The sequence below is a fragment of the Acinetobacter sp. YH12112 genome, assembly GCF_013418945.1.
GTDB lineage: Bacteria > Pseudomonadota > Gammaproteobacteria > Pseudomonadales > Moraxellaceae > Acinetobacter > Acinetobacter indicus.
The window spans coordinates 92,115-108,956 of sequence record NZ_VPBA01000001.1; the positions used below are offsets into that span (position 1 = coordinate 92,115).

Sequence of the window (16,842 nt, forward strand, 5' to 3'; positions counted from 1 at the left end):
ATATCCTGTCTTTTATAAGAGCCGAAAACAAGATGTCCCCATTAGATCAGCTTAAACCCATCTTAGAAGATCAATCTGAATTAACCATGTCGGTGTTAATGACGCCAGATATGGCAAACTTTTCCGGTAATGTTCATGGGGGAACAATTCTAAAATTACTGGATCAGGTGGCTTATGCCTGTGCCAGCCGTTATTCAGGCAGCTATGTGGTGACACTTTCGGTAGATAAAGTGAACTTTAAGGAACCAATTCATGTCGGCGAGTTGGTGACGTTCCTGGCCAGTGTAAACCATGTAGGCCGTACTTCCATGGAAATTGGCATTCGCGTCGAAGCGCAGAATATTCAAAAACGCACCGTGCGTCATACCAACAGCTGCTATTTCACCATGGTCGCAGTTGATGAGCAGGGCAAACCCAAACAGGTGCCGGCCTTAAATCTGGACAATGACTGGAAACGCTGCCGTTTTGAAGCGGCAGAACAGCGTAAAGTGGCGCGTTTACAGGAAGGTACTCATCCATCTTGCAGTATTTACAAGAAGTCGATTTAAGTCTGACTTTCACTGTGTTGAAGAAAGACCTGAAATTTCAGGTCTTTTTTTATTGCCAAATTTTTTCATACCAGACGACAAAAGAATCACTCGCCAGCCGGCACCAACTGGCTTATTATAAAACGATACGTATCGTTTCGTTTTGGGCTGGGTATGGAAACTGAAAAATCATCACGGCGGCAGCAATGTATTTTAAATGCTGTGGTCGAGGCACTGGCAGAGTATGACTATAGCCATCTGACCATTGAGGATATTGCCACGCGGGCCGGTGTGGGGAAATCGACCATCTACCGCTGGTGGAAACATAAATCCGAACTGGTGTTCGATGCCTTTAAGCTGCAAACCGCCTCGATTTTTGAACTCGACTTTAGCCAGTCTTTGCAGTTTAACCTGACCCAGCAATTGTTTAAGCTGAGTCAGGCGCTGAACCATCAGGTTGGGCGGGCGGTACTGGTGGTGATGGCCGAGCAGCGTGAAACTGCCGCAGCATTTTTTCGTGAATATTTGCTGCCACGGCGTGAACAGATGCGCAAGCTGATTCAGCTGGCGATTCAGCGTGGCGAAATTGTGGCGCAGTATCCGTTTGAACTGATGCTCGACACGCTATATGCACCGATTCATTACCAGATTATTTTCTTTAACCGGATGCCCGATGCCGACTATATTCAGCAGCTGATTGAGATGGTGCTGGCACCAGTCCGGGTTCAGCCGCTTATTGATGCGCAGGAGCGCTAAGCCTATGTCTGCTCAAAGTTCTGCTGCATTATGGAATCGTGCATTTATTCTGTGTCTTTTCAATAACCTGTTTCTGTTTGTTTATTATTTTGCCCTGCTAGCCGTATTACCAATTTATATCATGAATGATCTGGGCGGCACGGTCAAAGAAGCCGGTTTGGCTCTGACCCTGTTTCTGGTGTCCTCGATTGCCATCCGGCCGTTTTCCGGTTTAATCGTGGAAAAGCTGGGCAAGAAACTGTCTTTTCGTGGTTCTGAGCTGTGCTTTGTGCTGTTTGCCTTTTGCTATATCTGGATTGACAGCATGTGGAGCCTGCTGCTGGTGCGTTTTTTACATGGCATCTGGTTCAGTATTTTAACCACGGTGGCGGTGCCGGTGGCCAGTGACTTTATTCCAGAAGCGCGTAAAGGCGAGGGCATTGGTTATTTTGTGATGTCGACCAATTTGGGCGTGGTTTTTGGGCCTTTAATTGCCTTAACCACCATCCAGTTCACCAGTTTTCGGGTGTTGTTTGCCGTGCTGGCAGTGATTATGGCGATGGGTTTTCTGTTCTGCCTTAGCCTGAAACTGCAGGATGATCGGGTCAAACCAGCTAATCTGTCTGATCCATCTGCCACGAAACCCCGGCTGAGCCTGCATGATATTGTCGAAACCCGGGTCATTCCGGTGGGGCTGGTGGCCATGCTGACTGCCTTGGCCTATTCCAGCGTGATCAGTTTTATTACTGCCTATAGTGAAGCCAAGCAGTTACTGGCCTATACCAGTCTGTTCTTTGTGGTCTTTGCTGTGTCCATGATTGTGGTGCGGCCGTGGGTCGGCAAGCGTTATGATCGTAAAGGTCCAAGTGCGGTGATGTATCCGTCCTTTGTGTGTTTTGCCATGGGACTGGTGATTGTCAGCTTTTTATCTAATCCGTGGATTTTATGGCTGTCGGCGGTGTTTATTGGTATTGGCTACGGCACCTTGTTTCCGTGTCTGCAAACCGTGGCCATTCAAACGGTCAATAAACAGCGCATGGGTCATGCGATTTCAACGTTCTTTACCCTGTTTGATCTGGGGCTGGCACTCGGTTCCGTGCTGATGGGCATCCTGATTGCCTGGATGGGCTTCCAGCTGACCTATTTACTCTGCGCCGTGCTGGTGCTGTTGACCTTGCTGCTTTACAAAGCCATGGTCACACCAACCTTGCGTCAGGCTCCCTAAGAGGCTTCAACATGGAATTAAGACATTTACGTTATTTTGTTGCGGTGGCAGAAGAGCTGAACTTTACCCGGGCCGCAGCCAGAATGTATACCGTGCAGCCATCTTTAAGCCAGCAAATTAAAGATCTGGAACAGGAGGTCGGGGTACAGTTATTGCTGCGTTCCAACCGTAAAGTGGAACTGACTCCAGAAGGCGAGGCCTTTTTAAAGCAGGCGCGTTTGTGTCTGGACTATGCCGACAAAGCCATTCAGGAAGCGCGGCAAGTGGCACAGGCACAGAAAGCACAGCTGAATATCGGCTTTGTGCCGGTGGCTGAAATGAAAGTGTTTCCTTATATCATGCCGAATATTCGCGCCCAGTTTCCCGATTTAAAAATCCATTTTCATAGCCTGCCGGATGCCGAGCAGTTTAAGGCCTTAAGTCGGGCGGAAATTGATATTGCTTTTACCCGCTATCCAGATGAATCTGGAGCGTTTGAGTCAATCCAGATTTTTGATGAACCACTGACCCTGATTGTGCCGAAAGATTCTCCGGCGGCCAGCTTAAAACATATCAGCATCAAAAGTTTTCAGCAGCAGGATTTTGTGATTAGTGATGAGCACGCCTCACCGCAGCTGTACAAAATTATTCAGGACTTTTTAAAGCAGTCCAGGCTGGAGATTCATGTGGTGCAGCATTCCACCAATATCCTGATGAACGTTAATCTGGTCGGGATGGGCGTCGGCTGGAGTCTGGTGCCCGCTTATGTGATTCCGCTACTTGGCGATAAAATTGTGGTGAAAAATACATTAGAGCCACTGCCGATGATTGGCCTCTATGCCAGCTATCGCAAACAACATCGCAGCGAAGCGATTGAGCTGATTTTAAAAGTGTTAAAAGCGCAGTTTTATATGGATTTTGGCTAAAGCGTGTGTGTTACGCCTAACTGCATATCGGCGCAGCCGGTTTTTTAAAATTGGTGAAGCCGTTAAAGATGGACACAAATCAACAGCGTTTCTCGCCGGACAGCAAGCTTAAAATATAAGCATTGATGCTGTCGAGGAACTCCACATGCAACTGTATACGCATCCTCAATCACGTGGTCAGACCCTGATGCCGCTATTACAGGAGTTGCAGATTCAGGATCAGATCGAGATTATTCAGGTCAGTTGGGAAGATCTGCAACAGCCAGAGTATCGGGCCATGAATCCTTTGGGCAAAGTGCCGCTACTGGTCGATGGCCCGGTTTTTATTAGTGAAACCCCGGCAATTTTTGCCTATCTGGCTGATCATTTCTTTGAACAAGGTTTGGCCCCGGCCCTGGATGATCCGCAGCGCGGCGCCTATTTCAAATGGCTATTTTTCTGTCATGGCCCATTAACCGAATGGATTGACTTGAGCAATTTCCAGATCAGTCAGGCCCAGCTCGAACAGCATAAACGCGGTTTAGGGATGGGATTGCCGGAAGATCTGATGGCGTTTTTAAAACAGGGACTGCAGCAGGCCAACCCCTATTTGCTCGGTGAGCGTATGAGTGCCGCAGATTTGTATCTGGCGTACTGGCTGGCCTATGCCATTGCTCTGAAGGCCATTCCTTATCTGGAAGAATTCCGGCCGTATCTGCAATGGATGGCGCAGCGGCCATCCTTAAGTCAGGTGATCTGGTTTCAGCAGCTGGATCAGCATTGAAACAGCGGCATGAACATGAGCGCGAATAGCAAAAAACCACGCCTGAGCGTGGTTTTTTGAAGGGTTCATCTTATTGGGCATGCAGTTTCTGGAACAGTTGCTGACTGGTACTTTCCAGGGTTTGCGGAATTGCCAGCGCCGCAACGAAACGGTCAGGGCGTAAAATTACCACCGAGCCTGTGGTTTTGCCAAACCAGCTGCGAATTTCTGTGCCCAGATCACCAATGGTAATCACATCTGCAGAGTGTTTCGGCTGTGGATGTTTGAGCTGCACCGCAGGAATTACCTGAATAAATTTCACCCCCAGTTTCTGCCATTGCTGCATGCTGCTGTCAGACAGTCCCCATTTTGGATCAACCCCCCAGGCGATAATCGCAAAGTCATTGCCCAGTACGTCATCCAGCAGCACCGTTTCACCTGAGGCCAGTTGTACCTGCGGCTGAATAAACATTTTACCGACCGGCGAGTGTTTATCGGTTTGTGGCAACAGGGCGCCATCCTGATATTTCGGCATCGGCTTAAAGCGCATTTCCAGCAAATACTGTTTAATGGGCTTGATGTAATTCAGCACATAGGAAATACCATCACGGATAATACCTTGCCATTGTTTTGGCGGTGCCAGCACATGCCCGGCCATCACCGATAAATCAATCATGGCTTTGGCATGGTCTTTACGTTCAATCTGGTATGAATCGAGCAGCTCGGCAGCGGCTTTGCCCTGAATCACCAGCGCCATTTTCCAGGCCAGGTTAAAGGCATCACGCATGCCGCTATTATAGCCCTGACCCTGCCACACCGGCATAATATGTGCTGCATCACCGGCCAGTAAAATCCGGCCGACACGGAATTTTTCGGCAATACGCGCATTGTGGGTATAGACACGCTGGCGAATGACCTCGATACCATCGGTGGTTGGCAAGACTTTAGACAGTAACTTGGCGATATTTTCCGGTTTGCTCAGTTCTTCCTGGGTTTCGCCCGGCATCACCATAAATTCGAAACGGCGGATGCCATGCGGCAGGGCGGCGGACACATAAGGACGCACCGGGTCACAGCACAGATAAATATGCGGCGTGGCCAGTGGGTCATTATCAATATCAATCACAATCCACTGGTTCGGAGCTGTTTTACCATCAAAGGCAATATTCAGACGACGGCGTACCAGAGAATTGCCGCCATCGCAGGCAATCAGATATTGTGCCTGAATCACTTCCTGCTGACCCTCACGGGTATGCAGTTTGAGCGTCACGCCGTTGGCATCCTGAATAAATTCGGTCAGTTCCCGGGAAAAAAGCACTTGGGTCTGTTCATATTGGGTCAAGCCGTTTAACAGCACCTGATCAACCTGCGGCTGGATAAAGGCATTACGGCGCGAGAAACCAAATTCGCGGGTCAGCGGTTGAATATCGGCGAAGCAGCGGCCTTTTGGGGTAAGAAAGCGCATGGCATGATTGGGCGTGGTATGTGGCAAGACCTGATCGACCAGACCTAAAGACTGAATAGTCCGCAACGATTCATCATCAATCCCGATGGCGCGTGGGTAATCAATCAGGCGATCCAGCTGTTCCACCACCATCACCTGAATACCTTGTTTGCTTAAATAGTTGGCGATGGTTAAGCCGACCGGACCGGCACCCAGAATTGCCACTTCAGTTGTATAGTTTGTTGTGTTCATCGCGAGGTCCATCCATCACGTCAGATTAACGTCCATTAACGGTGAAAGGCTGGGATTCAACAAGTTATGCCATAGTGGAAACAGAGGTCGACTGTAGAGGATAGTAAATAAGATGATTTTTATAATTTGTTGATTAGATGAATATTTATAATAAAAATACAATCATTCAGGATGATGTTACGATCATTTATTTCTATAGTAAAAAGACCATTTCCATAAAAAAGTGAAACCGCATCAAAGCGGTTTCACCTTCACACAATGGTATTTAATACGGTGCTGCCATCAAAAATAGCAACGCACAGTATGGTAACTATTAACGTGCAGTTTTTTCTTTGTCATCGCTTGATACGGCTTCAGACGCAGGCTGATCTGCTGCCCCGGCATTGGCCGCTGCTGCTGGCTGCTCCTGGGTGCTGACAATCACTTTGTCTTCAGTTTGGGTATTGGCTGGTGCTGCCGGTGCAGCAAAAGTGGTTGCGGTAGCAGCCGCAAACGTGGTCGCAAGTAAAATTTGAGTTAATTTCATGTTAGGCATCCTTTAATATTCATTTTAGAGTTGACCTCGTATGCACATCACCTGCATCGAGGACAGGCTTCATGCTATGCCGCAGTAGGAGATTGAGCAATCGAAGCAACAAAGCAAAAAATCTGCTTAACATTGGCTCTACATGAATGAAGAAAATGTAGCAATTGGGTAAGAATTTACCGTTTTTTGCATCTAAAATCGGCGAACTTACAGAGGAGATAGCTCGAACTATCCCCATGCCGAGATAAATAAAATTACATTGCTACCGATATTGCAGCGTTACAGGAAAAAACTGCGGGCAGATAAATGTAATTAAATTTTTCTAAAAGATAGCAAAGGTAGGCGCATTTTCTGGCTCAAGCTGAAAAAATCTCAGCCAGAAAGCCGCAGTGCTGGCTTGAACCACATGGCAATCTTGCATAGCATGCAAACGTTGCCCAGCCAAAGAGTAGACCTGTGAAACTGATTGCACCGACATGCGCCGTTCCAACCCATATTATTTCCGGTTTTCTGGGAGCCGGGAAAACCACGCTGTTACAGCAATTGCTGCGTCAAAAACCGGAGCAGGAAGTCTGGGCGGTGTTGATGAACGAATTTGGCCAGATCGGCATCGACCAGCAGATTTTGCCGCAAAGTGAAGGTTTTGAAATTAAGGAACTGCTCGGTGGCTGTTTATGTTGCAGCAGCCAGTTACCAATGCAGATTGCCTTGTCACGCTTGCTAGATGAAGCCAAGCCCGACCGGCTGTTTATTGAACCTACCGGATTGGGCCATCCGCTGCAATTACTGGAACAGCTGACCGAACCGCACTGGCACAGCCATCTGGATATGCGCGCCTTGGTCACGGTGGTGGATGGTTCACGTTTGCACGATGCCGACTGGACCCAGCAAAACCTGTATACCGACCAGTTAAAAGCCGCCCAGATTATTGTGATTTCACATCCGGATCAGATGCAGCCGGCAGATGAACAGGGCCTGGAAAAATTAAAGCAGGAATATCAGGCCTATGCACCGCGCTGGCTAGCTGCTGAAAACGGTCAGCTGCCATTGGCTGAAATTGATCTGGCCCATGTCGGCATCCAGCGTAAAATCCAGCCTTTATTGCAGCTGCAACGCACACTGCCGGCACAGGCAGAGCTGCCGGAAATTAAACAGTTGCCCTATCATTATGTGGAAACGGCGCAGGGGTATTCGGTGGCCGGCTGGAAATTTTCCCGGCGCTGGCAATTTGACTTTTATGCATTGCTGGATCTGCTCTGTGAGCAGCAGGACTGGTTGCGGATTAAAGCAATTTTTCACACCAATCAGGGCTGGAAAACCTTTAATTTCAATCCGCAGCAATTTAACTATCAGTCATCGCCCGAAAATACCGATAACCGGATCGAGCTGATTTATCGTAACGCCCGGGACTGGAGCGCGTTTGAGGAACAGCTGCTGGCCTGTCGTATTGACAATACTGCCTAGAATCTGTTCAGCACGGGGCAGCAAAATCCGATATGCTAGGCGCCAAATTTGAGGATCACGTGTATGGCGCTTAAAGCAACAATTTATAAAGCAGATTTAAATATTGCCAATATGGATGTGCATCAATATGGTGACTATCAGCTCACCATGGCCTTGCATCCGTCTGAAACCATCGAGCGCCTGATGGTGCGTATTCTGGCATTTGCCCGCTATGCCGATGAGGCACTGGAATTCACCAAAGACCTGTTTGAAACCGATGAGCCGGCGCTGTGGCAAAAAGATCTCACAGGTCAGCTAATAAACTGGATTGAAGTCGGCTGCCCGGATGAAGACAAGGTCAAAAAAGCCAGCGCCCGTTGCCAACAGGTGGCGGTGGTGGCCTATGGCAGCAATGTCGATGACTGGTATAAACGCTCCAGCAAGCTGAAAACCCTGAAAAATGTTCAGGTCTGGAAACTGTCTACCGCCACCACCGAAGCAATTCAGCAACTGTGTGAACGTACCATGCAGCTACAGTTAAATGTGATGGATGGCGAATGGACCTTAATTGGCGATCAGGCCCAGGCTGTGATTGAATGGGAACAGTTGCAGTAACCCATCCGGTTGCTGCTGTGGTGTCAGGTCAATAAACGGCTGCAATTTAGCGGCCTAAATTATGCAGCTGTCATCAATTCCTTTTATACTCATGCACAATTGATTTGGTTGAAGAGAGCAGGCGCATGTCAAAAGAATTAGAAATTATTGATTTAAAAGTGGGTGAGGGCAAAGAAGCGGTCAAAGGCGCTTTAATTACCACTCACTATACCGGCTGGCTGGAAGATGGTACCAAGTTCGACTCTTCCATTGACCGCGGTAACTATTTTGAAACCGTGATTGGTACCGGCCGTGTGATTAAAGGTTGGGATCAGGGCATTCTCGGGATGAAAGTTGGCGGTAAGCGCAAGCTGATCGTGCCATCTCATCTGGCATATGGCGAACGTAAAATTGGCAATATTATTCCGGCCAATTCCAACCTGATTTTTGAAATTGAATTATTTGACGTGAAAACCCGCGACGAATAAGCCTTCCACATTCCCTGACCGGAGAACAGGATGTCTCTGGTCGGCTTGTGCAAAAATAGTGCAAAAAGTAATTTGAAAACCCTTCAATACACAGTACATTAAAATTATTCCTTTCCAATGTCTGCAGGGATTATCATTTTATTGGAACAGCGCGCGTACTTTCGGATTCCTCTCCTGTTGATGGCCTGGCTGTGTCTGTGTGCACTCAGCCTTGCTCCGGCGCGAGCACATTATGATTCCCCACCAGACTCCTATTATCAGCAGCAGCTGATTACGACCCTGCAGTTTAGTGAACGCTCCAGCACCAATTTGGATGGCTCGTGGCTGTTTTACAATCAGCAGTTTATTCAACAGCCCAGTGCAGTACTGACTGCAGAACGGGTGCATTTACCGGCTTCTTTTCAGCAACTGACTGGCCAAATGGAAGGCTATGGCACATTTATTGGGCATTTTCAGTTGCCAAAAGAGTTTGTCGGTCGCCGCATTGCGATCTGGATGCCTAGCCAGCAGGGTGCCTACCGGGTGTATTTAAATGGTGAGCCGCTGGCACGCGTGGGGGAAGCCGGTCCTGATGCTGCCCGCCATGAAAACGGCAATAGTCATCGGCTTGCCTATTTTATTGCCGACAGTGAATATTTTACCCTGGCGATTCAGGCCTCCAGTTTCCAGAACTTCAGGGGCGGGCTGGAACATTCAATAAAAATTGGACTCAGCCGTACCATAAACTACCAATACCAGCGCCTGATGATGAGCGTGGCCATGATCAGCGGTGGGGTGCTCGGGATTGGACTGTTTACCCTGGTCTTTTCCTTTTTCCGTGGGGTGATGTCGCCGAATGCACAAAGTATGTTTGTATTTGGCATTTTTATTGTGTTTCTGGCACTGCATAACCTGTTTGCAGCCCCGTATGCTTATACCGCCTTTACCGACATTAACTGGATTTGGGGATTGCGGCTGCAATATCTGTTCAGTTTTCTGGCCATTTTATTTTTCTTGAGCTATATGTTCCTGTTTAACCAGCGTTATTTGCATCGGTGGGTATATTGTGCTGCGCTGCTGCTTATTGCCATTAATCTGGTCGCTGCATTGTGGGCACCGCCGATGGTGCTGGAACAGCTGGCGTTATGGAGTTCTTTATTCAGTCTGCTGGTGCTAGTCAATTTTATCTACGGTTTTGCCGAAACTTTGCGGCAGAAACTGAGTTATTCCAAATTAACCGTATGTGCAGTGTTGCTGCTGTTTGGCAGCTTTATTCATGATCTGCTGCTGGCCTTAAACCTGATTGAATCAATTGCTTTATCGTTTATTTCTACCAGTCTGTATGCCTTGCTGATTATGCTGCAGCAGGCACGTAACTATGCGCGTGATACCGCCTATATTGAAAAACTGAATAACCGTTTGCTGAGCCTGAATAATTCGCTGGATGTTAAAGTCAAGGAACGTACCGCCCAGTTAAGTCAGTTAAATGCCAAGCTGGAATTGCAGGTAAAAATTGATGCGCTGACCGGTGCCTATAATCGCCGTGCCTTGAATGATGAAATCCTGCTACGTTTTGAGCAGACCTGTCAGCAGCCTGAATATACCCTGGCGTTTGTGATGCTGGATGTCGATTATTTTAAAAAATATAACGACCATTATGGCCACTTAAAAGGAGATCAGGTTTTGCAGCAGCTGGTGCTGATCTTAAATCGTGCCTTGCCTGAAAATGCCTATGTGGCACGTTATGGCGGTGAAGAATTTGCCTTGATACTGCACAATGTCCCAATTGCCTTATTAGAGCCGATGATGGCACAGGTATTACAGGCGGTTCGTGCCGAGCAAATGCAGCACATTGCCCGTCAGGATACGAAAGACTATGTTACGGTCAGTATGGGCGTGGCCTGGATGACCGGCAAGCAGCCCTATGCCAGTGTACTGGAATTTATGAAAGCAGCCGATCAGCAGCTGTATCTGGCCAAAGAAGCCGGCCGGGATCAGTGCAGGATTGCCGGACATTAAGCCAGAGAAAAATCTTTAGTCCAGATATTTGACCAAAGGAATATGTAAAACAGGCTCAATTGCCTGCGGCTGAATCTGAAAGCCATATTTTTGATAAAAGGGCAGCGCCGTGCGGGTGCTGGCCAGCACAATCCGTTTCATCTGGCGTTGCTGATAATAATGCAGCACTTCATTGAGCAGCAGCTTGCCAATACCGCGCTGCTGGACATCGGGTGCGACATAATTCATTAATACTTCACCCTGATCGCTGGCCAGAATAAAACCGACCACCTGATGCTGAAGCTCATACACCCAGCAGTTGTTATAGTGCATCAGTAACAGCAGATTTTCCTGATTTTTATTTTCGAGCAGGCGTTGAATCTTGATTTCACGATGTTGATGATCGAGGCTACAGGATCGGATACTGTCGTGCAAAACGCGAATAAGGCTCGGGACATCTTGAATTCGAGCGGATCTAATCATTGTGTTGGTAAAGGCATAAACAAGCACCTATTTGAATGTAAATAAACCTTCAACAAAATGACAATCTTGTTGTGATTTGCGCAGTTTTTTAGGCGTTGTGAGAATTTTTTATTGGGGGATTGATACTGTTTTGTGTCAAAATGAATAAAAAGACAGCAGTTTGGCAGCGTAGATGCGATTGAATCATTTTCATGAGCGCATGGAATCATCCTCATTATTTTCATGCATGATCCATCTGCAAGAGCGCTGAGATAAGAGACACGAGACCAAACGTTGGGAAATGAGAACCGAACCATTGAGGTAAGCGGGCTTATGGCAAAAATACTGGCAATCCTCCTGATTTTTCTGGCCTTTTATGCGCTGTGGAAAGTCATGATTAAAATCAGAATTAACCGTGCCTTTCAGAAACATCAGGCTGCCTATTGCAATATGGTACAAGGCCCGATTAGCCAGAAATGCCCGCGACCGGTTGAAGAGGTGATTGAAGAAGTCGCTGCCTATGAACAGCAGCTGTTTGATGATGTGGCGGACATCTTTATGCAGGACGCATTAGTTGTACAGCATAAAGAGGATGGCCCGATGCTGCAGGAACAGGTGTTGCGTAAAATGCCGGCCAAAACCCAGACCCGGATTGCAGATACCGATCTGGGCGAATGGACCATTTACTGGACCTTCTATGAACAGTCGCTGGAATATTACGTCAGCCAGTACGGTATTTTTATCACCCATGTGGATCGGGAGGGCCGTGAAACCCAGCAGCGCCTGTCTTTATCGTCCTGATTACGGTGAAATGCTCACTCCGGTGTTTGTATCGGATGGCAGATATGAGGCAAACGTGGCTGCCACCTGATCCCAGATTTTTTCTGCACCTTGGCGGAAATAGCCCATATGCCCAATCTGGCTTAAGCCAAACTGCTGCGGACTCAGGTTGATCATTTTCACTGAGGCATTGCAATAATGCTGCATAAAGGCATACCGGGAATTGGGTAAGGCCCAGTCATCATCCAGTGAAGAAGCGGCATAAATTGGGGTTTTGACCTGTGCATAACATTCAAACAGCGTCTGTTGTGCCGGGTCACCAAAAAAGTAGGTCGGATTTTTACACCATTTACGCCATTCCTGATACACGCCCAGCGGCAGGTCTGCGCCCATGTTCAGCTTGCTCCATGGCAAATAACCGGCCAGGGCCACCATTGGCGGGAAAATCAGGTTCCAGACAAACTGCACTTTAATTTTTTCTTTCAGCGGCATATAGCCATGCCAGCCGGCGCCAGTACCAAAACAGTACAGTGCCGTGACCTGCGCATGATTCGGTGCCAATCCCAGCGCTTGTCCGCCATAGGAATGACCGATCATAAATAGCGGCATCTGGTCACGTTTAAAATAGGCAATCGCACCGGCCAGATCCAGTTTGCCCCAATCCAGATAAGACATCTGAAAGCCTTTCAGCCGTTTGGGTGCCGATTTGGCCACACCGCGATAATCAAAACACAGCACCTGATACTGATATTGGCTCATGTACTCGGCAAAGCGGCGGTAAAAGGCTTGCGGCACGCCGGTTGCACAGGCCACCAGCAGCTGTGCCTTAACCTGCGGCGGGGTATAACAGGTGCCGGTCAGCAGATAACCATCGCTGGCCGGGAAAGTAACGCTGCTGATTTCAAGCGGCGATGTGTGAATTGCAGAAGCAGTGGTGTTCATCCTGAACTCGTATATTTTTAGACTGGCTCTAGTTTGAATGTTGCAGAGGGGCAGTGTCAAAACTGGCGCGTTCATCGGCCAGAAGGTTTAAAATAAACAGCGATAGAAATAAACAGCAATAAAAGCAGGATGAGATAAGCCATGCTGATTGATTTTCGCCAGCAGCAACAGGCCAGGTTTGAACAGGTGGCACAGCGTCTGCAACAGGCCGCTGCCGAGGGCCTGCATTTTGATTCAGTTGCTGATTTTTATCAGTCGGGCTGGCTTGAGCAGTTTCCGGCCGGCATTCGCTGGTCGGTGACCGGACTGGATGATGGTGCTGAACAGTTTTATGCCCGGATTGATTATCTGGACTGTTTTGTCCGGATTGATGCCGGTGAGATGCTGCGGATTGAATATGGCCGACACCAGAACAATCCGACCACATTCAGCCAATGACAGCGCGTGCAGAATTCTTTTAAATAAACAGGCGATGAACCGGCTGCAACAGCAGGTTCCCCACCAAGAACAAGACCGAAGAAAAAGATAAAATCAGGGATCAACTATGGCGCATCAATTTACTGTCAATGCCACCATTCAGGGTGTTTCATTGAGCGAATTCAAACAGCTGGCTGCAAATACTGCATTACATGAAAATGTGTGCAAACGCATTCCGGGGGAAAATCTGGAGATTCTGGAATCGCAGATCAATGGTGATATTTACACCTTGCGCCGTGCCTATAACCTGGATGTGAATATTCCAGACATCGCCAAAAAACTGCTAAAAGATGCTTTTCGTTTAAAGCGCACCGATGTCACCAATCTGAGTGCATTGACCTCGACCATTGATTTAGGTGCGAACTTGCCCTTAGAGGCCCGCTGCGCACGTTCGGTGACGGGCAATGATCAGCAGATTCAGATCCAGCTGAACTGGACAGTAAAAGTGAAAGTGCCGTTAATTGGCGGGATGCTGGAAAAACATGCAGAAGGTGAAATTCGCCGCTTTAGCGAAGTGGAAATTAATATTGTTGAAGATGAACTCAAGAAGAATTTAAAAAGTTAAAATCTGCACATCTTTGTATAAAAAGCCCGGATGAATCCGGGCTCTTTTGTTTTGAGGTGGATTAAACCGAAGATCGGGCACGCTCAAAGCGCTGCTGATAAAACCAGGCGGTTATAAACGCCACCAGACACACCACCCAGATATAATATAGCGCGCCAATATTGCTATACAGGCTTAGCCACTGCACCAGCGGTAAGGTGATGCCACCGGCAATGGCATAAGCCACGTTATAAGAAAATGAAATACCGGAAAAACGGATTTGTGCCGGGAACATTTTTACCATGCTATATGACACCATCCCGACTGTTCCAGAGGCCAGACCCAAGAGCATATACAGCATAAAGATTGTTGATGCTTCAACATGGCCCAGGCTGTTATAGAACAGTGAGGCAATTGCAGCGACCAGCAGGGAGCCGAATAAAATGACTTTCCCAGCACCAAAACGGTCGGCCAGCAGCCCGGCCACAATACAGCCAATCATCTGCATGACAATGGCGGCACTTTGCATTTTAAAGGCATCGGCGCGGTCAAAACCAAATGCACCGACCAGCAGATTTGGCATGGCCAAAATTAGCACCACCACACAGGCGGTCAGGAACCAGGTAAAGAACATGCCCATCACCACACCGCTACGATGCTGCGCCAGCACCTGTTTCACTGGTAATTCCTTGGCCAGTTCCTTGCGTGCCTGCATGGCTTTAAATACCGGGGTTTCATGTAAATAACTACGTAAATACAGCGCCACCAGACCAAAAATCCCGCCAACAATAAACGGAATACGCCATGCCCAGTCCTGAATTTCGGCCGCAGTAAATTGCAGTGAAATAAACAGCGACATTAACGCGCCGAGTAAAATCCCCAAGGACAGGCCGGCGGTCAGCAGACCATTGGCAAAACCAATTCTTTTTTCTGGCACATGCTCAGAAACAAAGGTCCAGGCCGCAGGAATTTCTCCGCCAATAGCAATACCTTGTACCACGCGCATCAGCAGTAACAATAATGGCGCGGCATAACCAATGCTTTCAAAGGTCGGCATGATGCCAATAAATAGCGTGGGTAGAGCCATTAATAAAATGGACAGGCTAAACAGGCGTTTACGGCCAATTAAATCGCCAAAATGCGCCATCACCACACCGCCGAGCGGACGGAAGAAATAACCGGCTGCAAAAATCCCATAGGTATTCAGCATGGCCCAAAATGGACTGAGGGTGCTTGGGAAAAACAGATCGGAAATAATTTTGGCGTAAAAGACATAAATGACAAAGTCATAAAATTCGAGTGCACCACCGAGTGAGGACAGGCCAAGTGTGCGTTTGTCTTCGCGGCTTAAACGGGGAGTAGCATCCATGCGTATCTTCTGACAGGATTAAAAACAGGAACCGTAATTTTAAAGAAGAGCTATAGCTATGAATAATCAAACTTTATTTGGGAAAAATAAACTAATAGTTATAAAAGTCTGCACGTGTGGATGATTGTTATTGTTGCCAGTGCAGCTGGTTGCGGCCCAGATTTTTGGCCTGATATAACAATAAATCGGCCTGCTGCGCGGCCTGAGAAAACTCATCAAAGTGCTGGAAAAAGCTGATGCCGAAACTGCCGGTCATTGAAATGACCTGACCACTCTGAATCAGTGGTGTGGTTTCGATGCCGCTGCGAATCCGTTCTGCCACCTGAATTGCGATATCCAGCGGGGTATCTTGCAGTAAAATCAGAAATTCTTCACCGCCCATCCGGCAGATTTCATCGTATTTGCGTACCGCTTTGCTGATAATTTCGGTGACATGCTGTAGCGCGACATCGCCAACCTTATGGCCATATTGATCATTAATCTGCTTAAAAAAGTCCAGATCACACAGAATAATCGCATTCTGTCTGGAACGGCTGTGCTGTTTTAAGCGTTTCAGCCGTTCCTCCAGCGCCCGGCGATTCAGCAAGCCGGTTAATGGATCAAGATTCCGTTCTTTTTGCAGCTGCTGGAAAATATCCTGATAGGCACTATGAAACAGCAGCCCGGCCATCAGCAGGCTCAGGCAGAGAATAATCAGCTGGGTGCCGGCAGCGACCAAGTTGTTACTTAAAATCTGGTTGGTCGGCTGTAATACCACAAACAGATACAGGGTGCGCAGCGCAATCACCGCACTTAACAGCAACAGTGACAGGCGTAACAGGCGATCCAGTTTCTGCTTGAGCTTGACCTGATATAAAGCCTTTAAATTATGCGAAAAAATCAGGGTAATGGTGATGGTCAGCACCAGCATCCGCTGTGCATATTGCTCATCAAACACCGAAAAATACACATAAATTGATTCGGCAATGGTAATCAGTACCAATAGAAACGCCCAGCGCGTGGTCACATTCAGCCGTAAATGAATGGCATGGGTGAACATCGCACAGCTGATAAACAGCAGCGTGGACGGAATAAAGCTAAAGGTCGGCAACACTTGGGCGGAGACCACAGTAATGATCAGTACGGCCAGACCCGTACACAGAGTCGATGCGGCATACCACAGAAAATAGGTGGGAATTGGCTGGAACAGCCACAGCAGCAGAATGACGCTGCCAAAGGCCATCATAAACAGCGGGATTAGCGCACTGTAGAGGGAGAAATTTTCGGCTAACATGAACAAATTGCAGGTAAGTCAAAAAATCGCGCCATCATAGCAGCTTCTCCCAGACAGTGATCTAAAAAAGTGCACAATCTTGAGCGCATAATTGAATCAAGAAGATTTAGAAAAGCGATGCGTGTAGCGATGCTGTA

At 47.9% G+C, this 16,842-nt stretch carries 18 protein-coding genes; 12 read left to right on the plus strand and 6 right to left on the minus strand.

Features of this window, described 5'->3' with window-relative positions:
- The first annotated feature begins 32 nt into the window (after positions 1-32).
- The 5 genes from FTU50_RS00445 to FTU50_RS00465 all read left to right on the plus strand — a co-directional run bounded on the left by FTU50_RS00445 (position 33) and on the right by FTU50_RS00465 (position 4,155).
- Positions 33-548: an acyl-CoA thioesterase gene (locus tag FTU50_RS00445; protein WP_005179490.1), complete on the plus strand. Its 516-nt coding sequence runs from the start codon at positions 33-35 to the stop codon at positions 546-548.
- A 153-nt stretch (positions 549-701) separates the two neighbouring features.
- Positions 702-1,283 (plus strand): TetR/AcrR family transcriptional regulator, encoded by a 582-nt coding sequence (locus FTU50_RS00450; RefSeq protein ID WP_104488704.1) that lies wholly within the window; start codon positions 702-704, stop codon positions 1,281-1,283.
- Positions 1,284-1,287: 4 nt separating this feature from the next.
- Entirely contained in the window at positions 1,288-2,487 is a 1,200-nt protein-coding gene (locus FTU50_RS00455; protein ID WP_168370091.1) for an MFS transporter, read from the plus strand.
- A gap of 11 nt (positions 2,488-2,498) precedes the next feature.
- A complete protein-coding gene (locus FTU50_RS00460) occupies positions 2,499-3,392 on the plus strand; it encodes a LysR substrate-binding domain-containing protein (RefSeq protein WP_005179483.1) in 894 nt (297 codons plus the stop codon).
- Between the two features lie 145 nt (positions 3,393-3,537).
- Positions 3,538-4,155 carry a glutathione S-transferase family protein gene (locus FTU50_RS00465; RefSeq protein WP_005179481.1) on the plus strand — a complete coding sequence of 206 codons (618 nt, stop codon included), beginning with the start codon at positions 3,538-3,540 and terminating at the stop codon, positions 4,153-4,155.
- A 70-nt stretch (positions 4,156-4,225) separates the two neighbouring features.
- Here the strand turns inward: FTU50_RS00465 and FTU50_RS00470 are convergent, their stop codons facing one another.
- Both FTU50_RS00470 and FTU50_RS00475 read right to left on the minus strand, forming a co-directional pair.
- Entirely contained in the window at positions 4,226-5,830 is a 1,605-nt protein-coding gene (locus tag FTU50_RS00470; RefSeq protein ID WP_180046750.1) for a bifunctional 3-(3-hydroxy-phenyl)propionate/3-hydroxycinnamic acid hydroxylase, read from the minus strand.
- A gap of 313 nt (positions 5,831-6,143) precedes the next feature.
- A complete protein-coding gene (locus tag FTU50_RS00475) occupies positions 6,144-6,356 on the minus strand; it encodes a hypothetical protein (protein WP_104471182.1) in 213 nt (70 codons plus the stop codon).
- A gap of 456 nt (positions 6,357-6,812) precedes the next feature.
- Between FTU50_RS00475 and FTU50_RS00480 the strand changes: the two genes are divergently transcribed.
- The 4 genes from FTU50_RS00480 to FTU50_RS00495 all read left to right on the plus strand — a co-directional run bounded on the left by FTU50_RS00480 (position 6,813) and on the right by FTU50_RS00495 (position 10,879).
- Positions 6,813-7,820 (plus strand): GTP-binding protein, encoded by a 1,008-nt coding sequence (locus FTU50_RS00480; RefSeq protein ID WP_180046752.1) that lies wholly within the window; start codon positions 6,813-6,815, stop codon positions 7,818-7,820.
- A 63-nt stretch (positions 7,821-7,883) separates the two neighbouring features.
- Positions 7,884-8,414, plus strand: a complete 531-nt coding sequence (locus FTU50_RS00485) for a YaeQ family protein (RefSeq protein WP_016659315.1) — start codon at positions 7,884-7,886, stop codon at positions 8,412-8,414.
- A gap of 125 nt (positions 8,415-8,539) precedes the next feature.
- Positions 8,540-8,881, plus strand: a complete 342-nt coding sequence (locus FTU50_RS00490; RefSeq protein WP_005179461.1) for an FKBP-type peptidyl-prolyl cis-trans isomerase — start codon at positions 8,540-8,542, stop codon at positions 8,879-8,881.
- A gap of 117 nt (positions 8,882-8,998) precedes the next feature.
- Positions 8,999-10,879 (plus strand): diguanylate cyclase, encoded by a 1,881-nt coding sequence (locus FTU50_RS00495; protein ID WP_180046754.1) that lies wholly within the window; start codon positions 8,999-9,001, stop codon positions 10,877-10,879.
- A gap of 15 nt (positions 10,880-10,894) precedes the next feature.
- Here the strand turns inward: FTU50_RS00495 and FTU50_RS00500 are convergent, their stop codons facing one another.
- Entirely contained in the window at positions 10,895-11,341 is a 447-nt protein-coding gene (locus tag FTU50_RS00500; protein ID WP_045796254.1) for a GNAT family N-acetyltransferase, read from the minus strand.
- 312 nt (positions 11,342-11,653) lie between these two features.
- Between FTU50_RS00500 and FTU50_RS00505 the strand changes: the two genes are divergently transcribed.
- On the plus strand, positions 11,654-12,121 hold the full coding sequence (locus FTU50_RS00505; protein ID WP_075167098.1) for a hypothetical protein: 468 nt from the start codon (positions 11,654-11,656) through the stop codon (positions 12,119-12,121).
- Here the strand turns inward: FTU50_RS00505 and FTU50_RS00510 are convergent, their stop codons facing one another.
- Positions 12,122-13,042: an alpha/beta fold hydrolase gene (locus tag FTU50_RS00510; protein WP_180046756.1), complete on the minus strand. Its 921-nt coding sequence runs from the start codon at positions 13,040-13,042 to the stop codon at positions 12,122-12,124.
- 141 nt (positions 13,043-13,183) lie between these two features.
- Between FTU50_RS00510 and FTU50_RS00515 the strand changes: the two genes are divergently transcribed.
- Both FTU50_RS00515 and FTU50_RS00520 read left to right on the plus strand, forming a co-directional pair.
- Positions 13,184-13,480 carry a hypothetical protein gene (locus tag FTU50_RS00515; protein ID WP_152342472.1) on the plus strand — a complete coding sequence of 99 codons (297 nt, stop codon included), beginning with the start codon at positions 13,184-13,186 and terminating at the stop codon, positions 13,478-13,480.
- A 106-nt stretch (positions 13,481-13,586) separates the two neighbouring features.
- The gene (locus FTU50_RS00520; protein WP_005179441.1) at positions 13,587-14,084 is read left to right on the plus strand and encodes a DUF2505 family protein; all 498 of its coding nucleotides are present in this window, start codon (positions 13,587-13,589) and stop codon (positions 14,082-14,084) included.
- A gap of 61 nt (positions 14,085-14,145) precedes the next feature.
- Here FTU50_RS00520 and FTU50_RS00525 read toward each other — a convergent pair whose 3' ends face one another.
- Together FTU50_RS00525 and FTU50_RS00530 are read right to left on the minus strand one after the other, a co-directional pair.
- Positions 14,146-15,432, minus strand: coding sequence for an MFS transporter (locus FTU50_RS00525; RefSeq protein WP_152342471.1), 1,287 nt, complete (start codon positions 15,430-15,432; stop codon positions 14,146-14,148).
- A 127-nt stretch (positions 15,433-15,559) separates the two neighbouring features.
- Positions 15,560-16,705 carry a GGDEF domain-containing protein gene (locus FTU50_RS00530; RefSeq protein ID WP_180046758.1) on the minus strand — a complete coding sequence of 382 codons (1,146 nt, stop codon included), beginning with the start codon at positions 16,703-16,705 and terminating at the stop codon, positions 15,560-15,562.
- Positions 16,706-16,842: the final 137 nt, after the last annotated feature.

What these genes read in the sequence shown, in the direction of transcription:
- FTU50_RS00465 (WP_005179481.1), top strand. Translation starts at nt 3,538, where the DNA reads ATGCAACTGTATACGCATCCTCAATCACGTGGTCAGACCCTGATGCCG.
- FTU50_RS00510 (WP_180046756.1), bottom strand. Translation starts at nt 13,042, where the DNA reads ATGAACACCACTGCTTCTGCAATTCACACATCGCCGCTTGAAATCAGC.
- FTU50_RS00460 (WP_005179483.1), top strand. Translation starts at nt 2,499, where the DNA reads ATGGAATTAAGACATTTACGTTATTTTGTTGCGGTGGCAGAAGAGCTG.
- FTU50_RS00500 (WP_045796254.1), bottom strand. Translation starts at nt 11,341, where the DNA reads ATGATTAGATCCGCTCGAATTCAAGATGTCCCGAGCCTTATTCGCGTT.
- FTU50_RS00495 (WP_180046754.1), top strand. Translation starts at nt 8,999, where the DNA reads ATGTCTGCAGGGATTATCATTTTATTGGAACAGCGCGCGTACTTTCGG.
- FTU50_RS00520 (WP_005179441.1), top strand. Translation starts at nt 13,587, where the DNA reads ATGGCGCATCAATTTACTGTCAATGCCACCATTCAGGGTGTTTCATTG.
- FTU50_RS00475 (WP_104471182.1), bottom strand. Translation starts at nt 6,356, where the DNA reads ATGAAATTAACTCAAATTTTACTTGCGACCACGTTTGCGGCTGCTACC.
- FTU50_RS00455 (WP_168370091.1), top strand. Translation starts at nt 1,288, where the DNA reads ATGTCTGCTCAAAGTTCTGCTGCATTATGGAATCGTGCATTTATTCTG.
- FTU50_RS00530 (WP_180046758.1), bottom strand. Translation starts at nt 16,705, where the DNA reads ATGTTAGCCGAAAATTTCTCCCTCTACAGTGCGCTAATCCCGCTGTTT.
- FTU50_RS00490 (WP_005179461.1), top strand. Translation starts at nt 8,540, where the DNA reads ATGTCAAAAGAATTAGAAATTATTGATTTAAAAGTGGGTGAGGGCAAA.
- FTU50_RS00505 (WP_075167098.1), top strand. Translation starts at nt 11,654, where the DNA reads ATGGCAAAAATACTGGCAATCCTCCTGATTTTTCTGGCCTTTTATGCG.
- FTU50_RS00515 (WP_152342472.1), top strand. Translation starts at nt 13,184, where the DNA reads ATGCTGATTGATTTTCGCCAGCAGCAACAGGCCAGGTTTGAACAGGTG.
- FTU50_RS00445 (WP_005179490.1), top strand. Translation starts at nt 33, where the DNA reads ATGTCCCCATTAGATCAGCTTAAACCCATCTTAGAAGATCAATCTGAA.
- FTU50_RS00525 (WP_152342471.1), bottom strand. Translation starts at nt 15,432, where the DNA reads ATGGATGCTACTCCCCGTTTAAGCCGCGAAGACAAACGCACACTTGGC.
- FTU50_RS00485 (WP_016659315.1), top strand. Translation starts at nt 7,884, where the DNA reads ATGGCGCTTAAAGCAACAATTTATAAAGCAGATTTAAATATTGCCAAT.
- FTU50_RS00450 (WP_104488704.1), top strand. Translation starts at nt 702, where the DNA reads ATGGAAACTGAAAAATCATCACGGCGGCAGCAATGTATTTTAAATGCT.
- FTU50_RS00470 (WP_180046750.1), bottom strand. Translation starts at nt 5,830, where the DNA reads ATGAACACAACAAACTATACAACTGAAGTGGCAATTCTGGGTGCCGGT.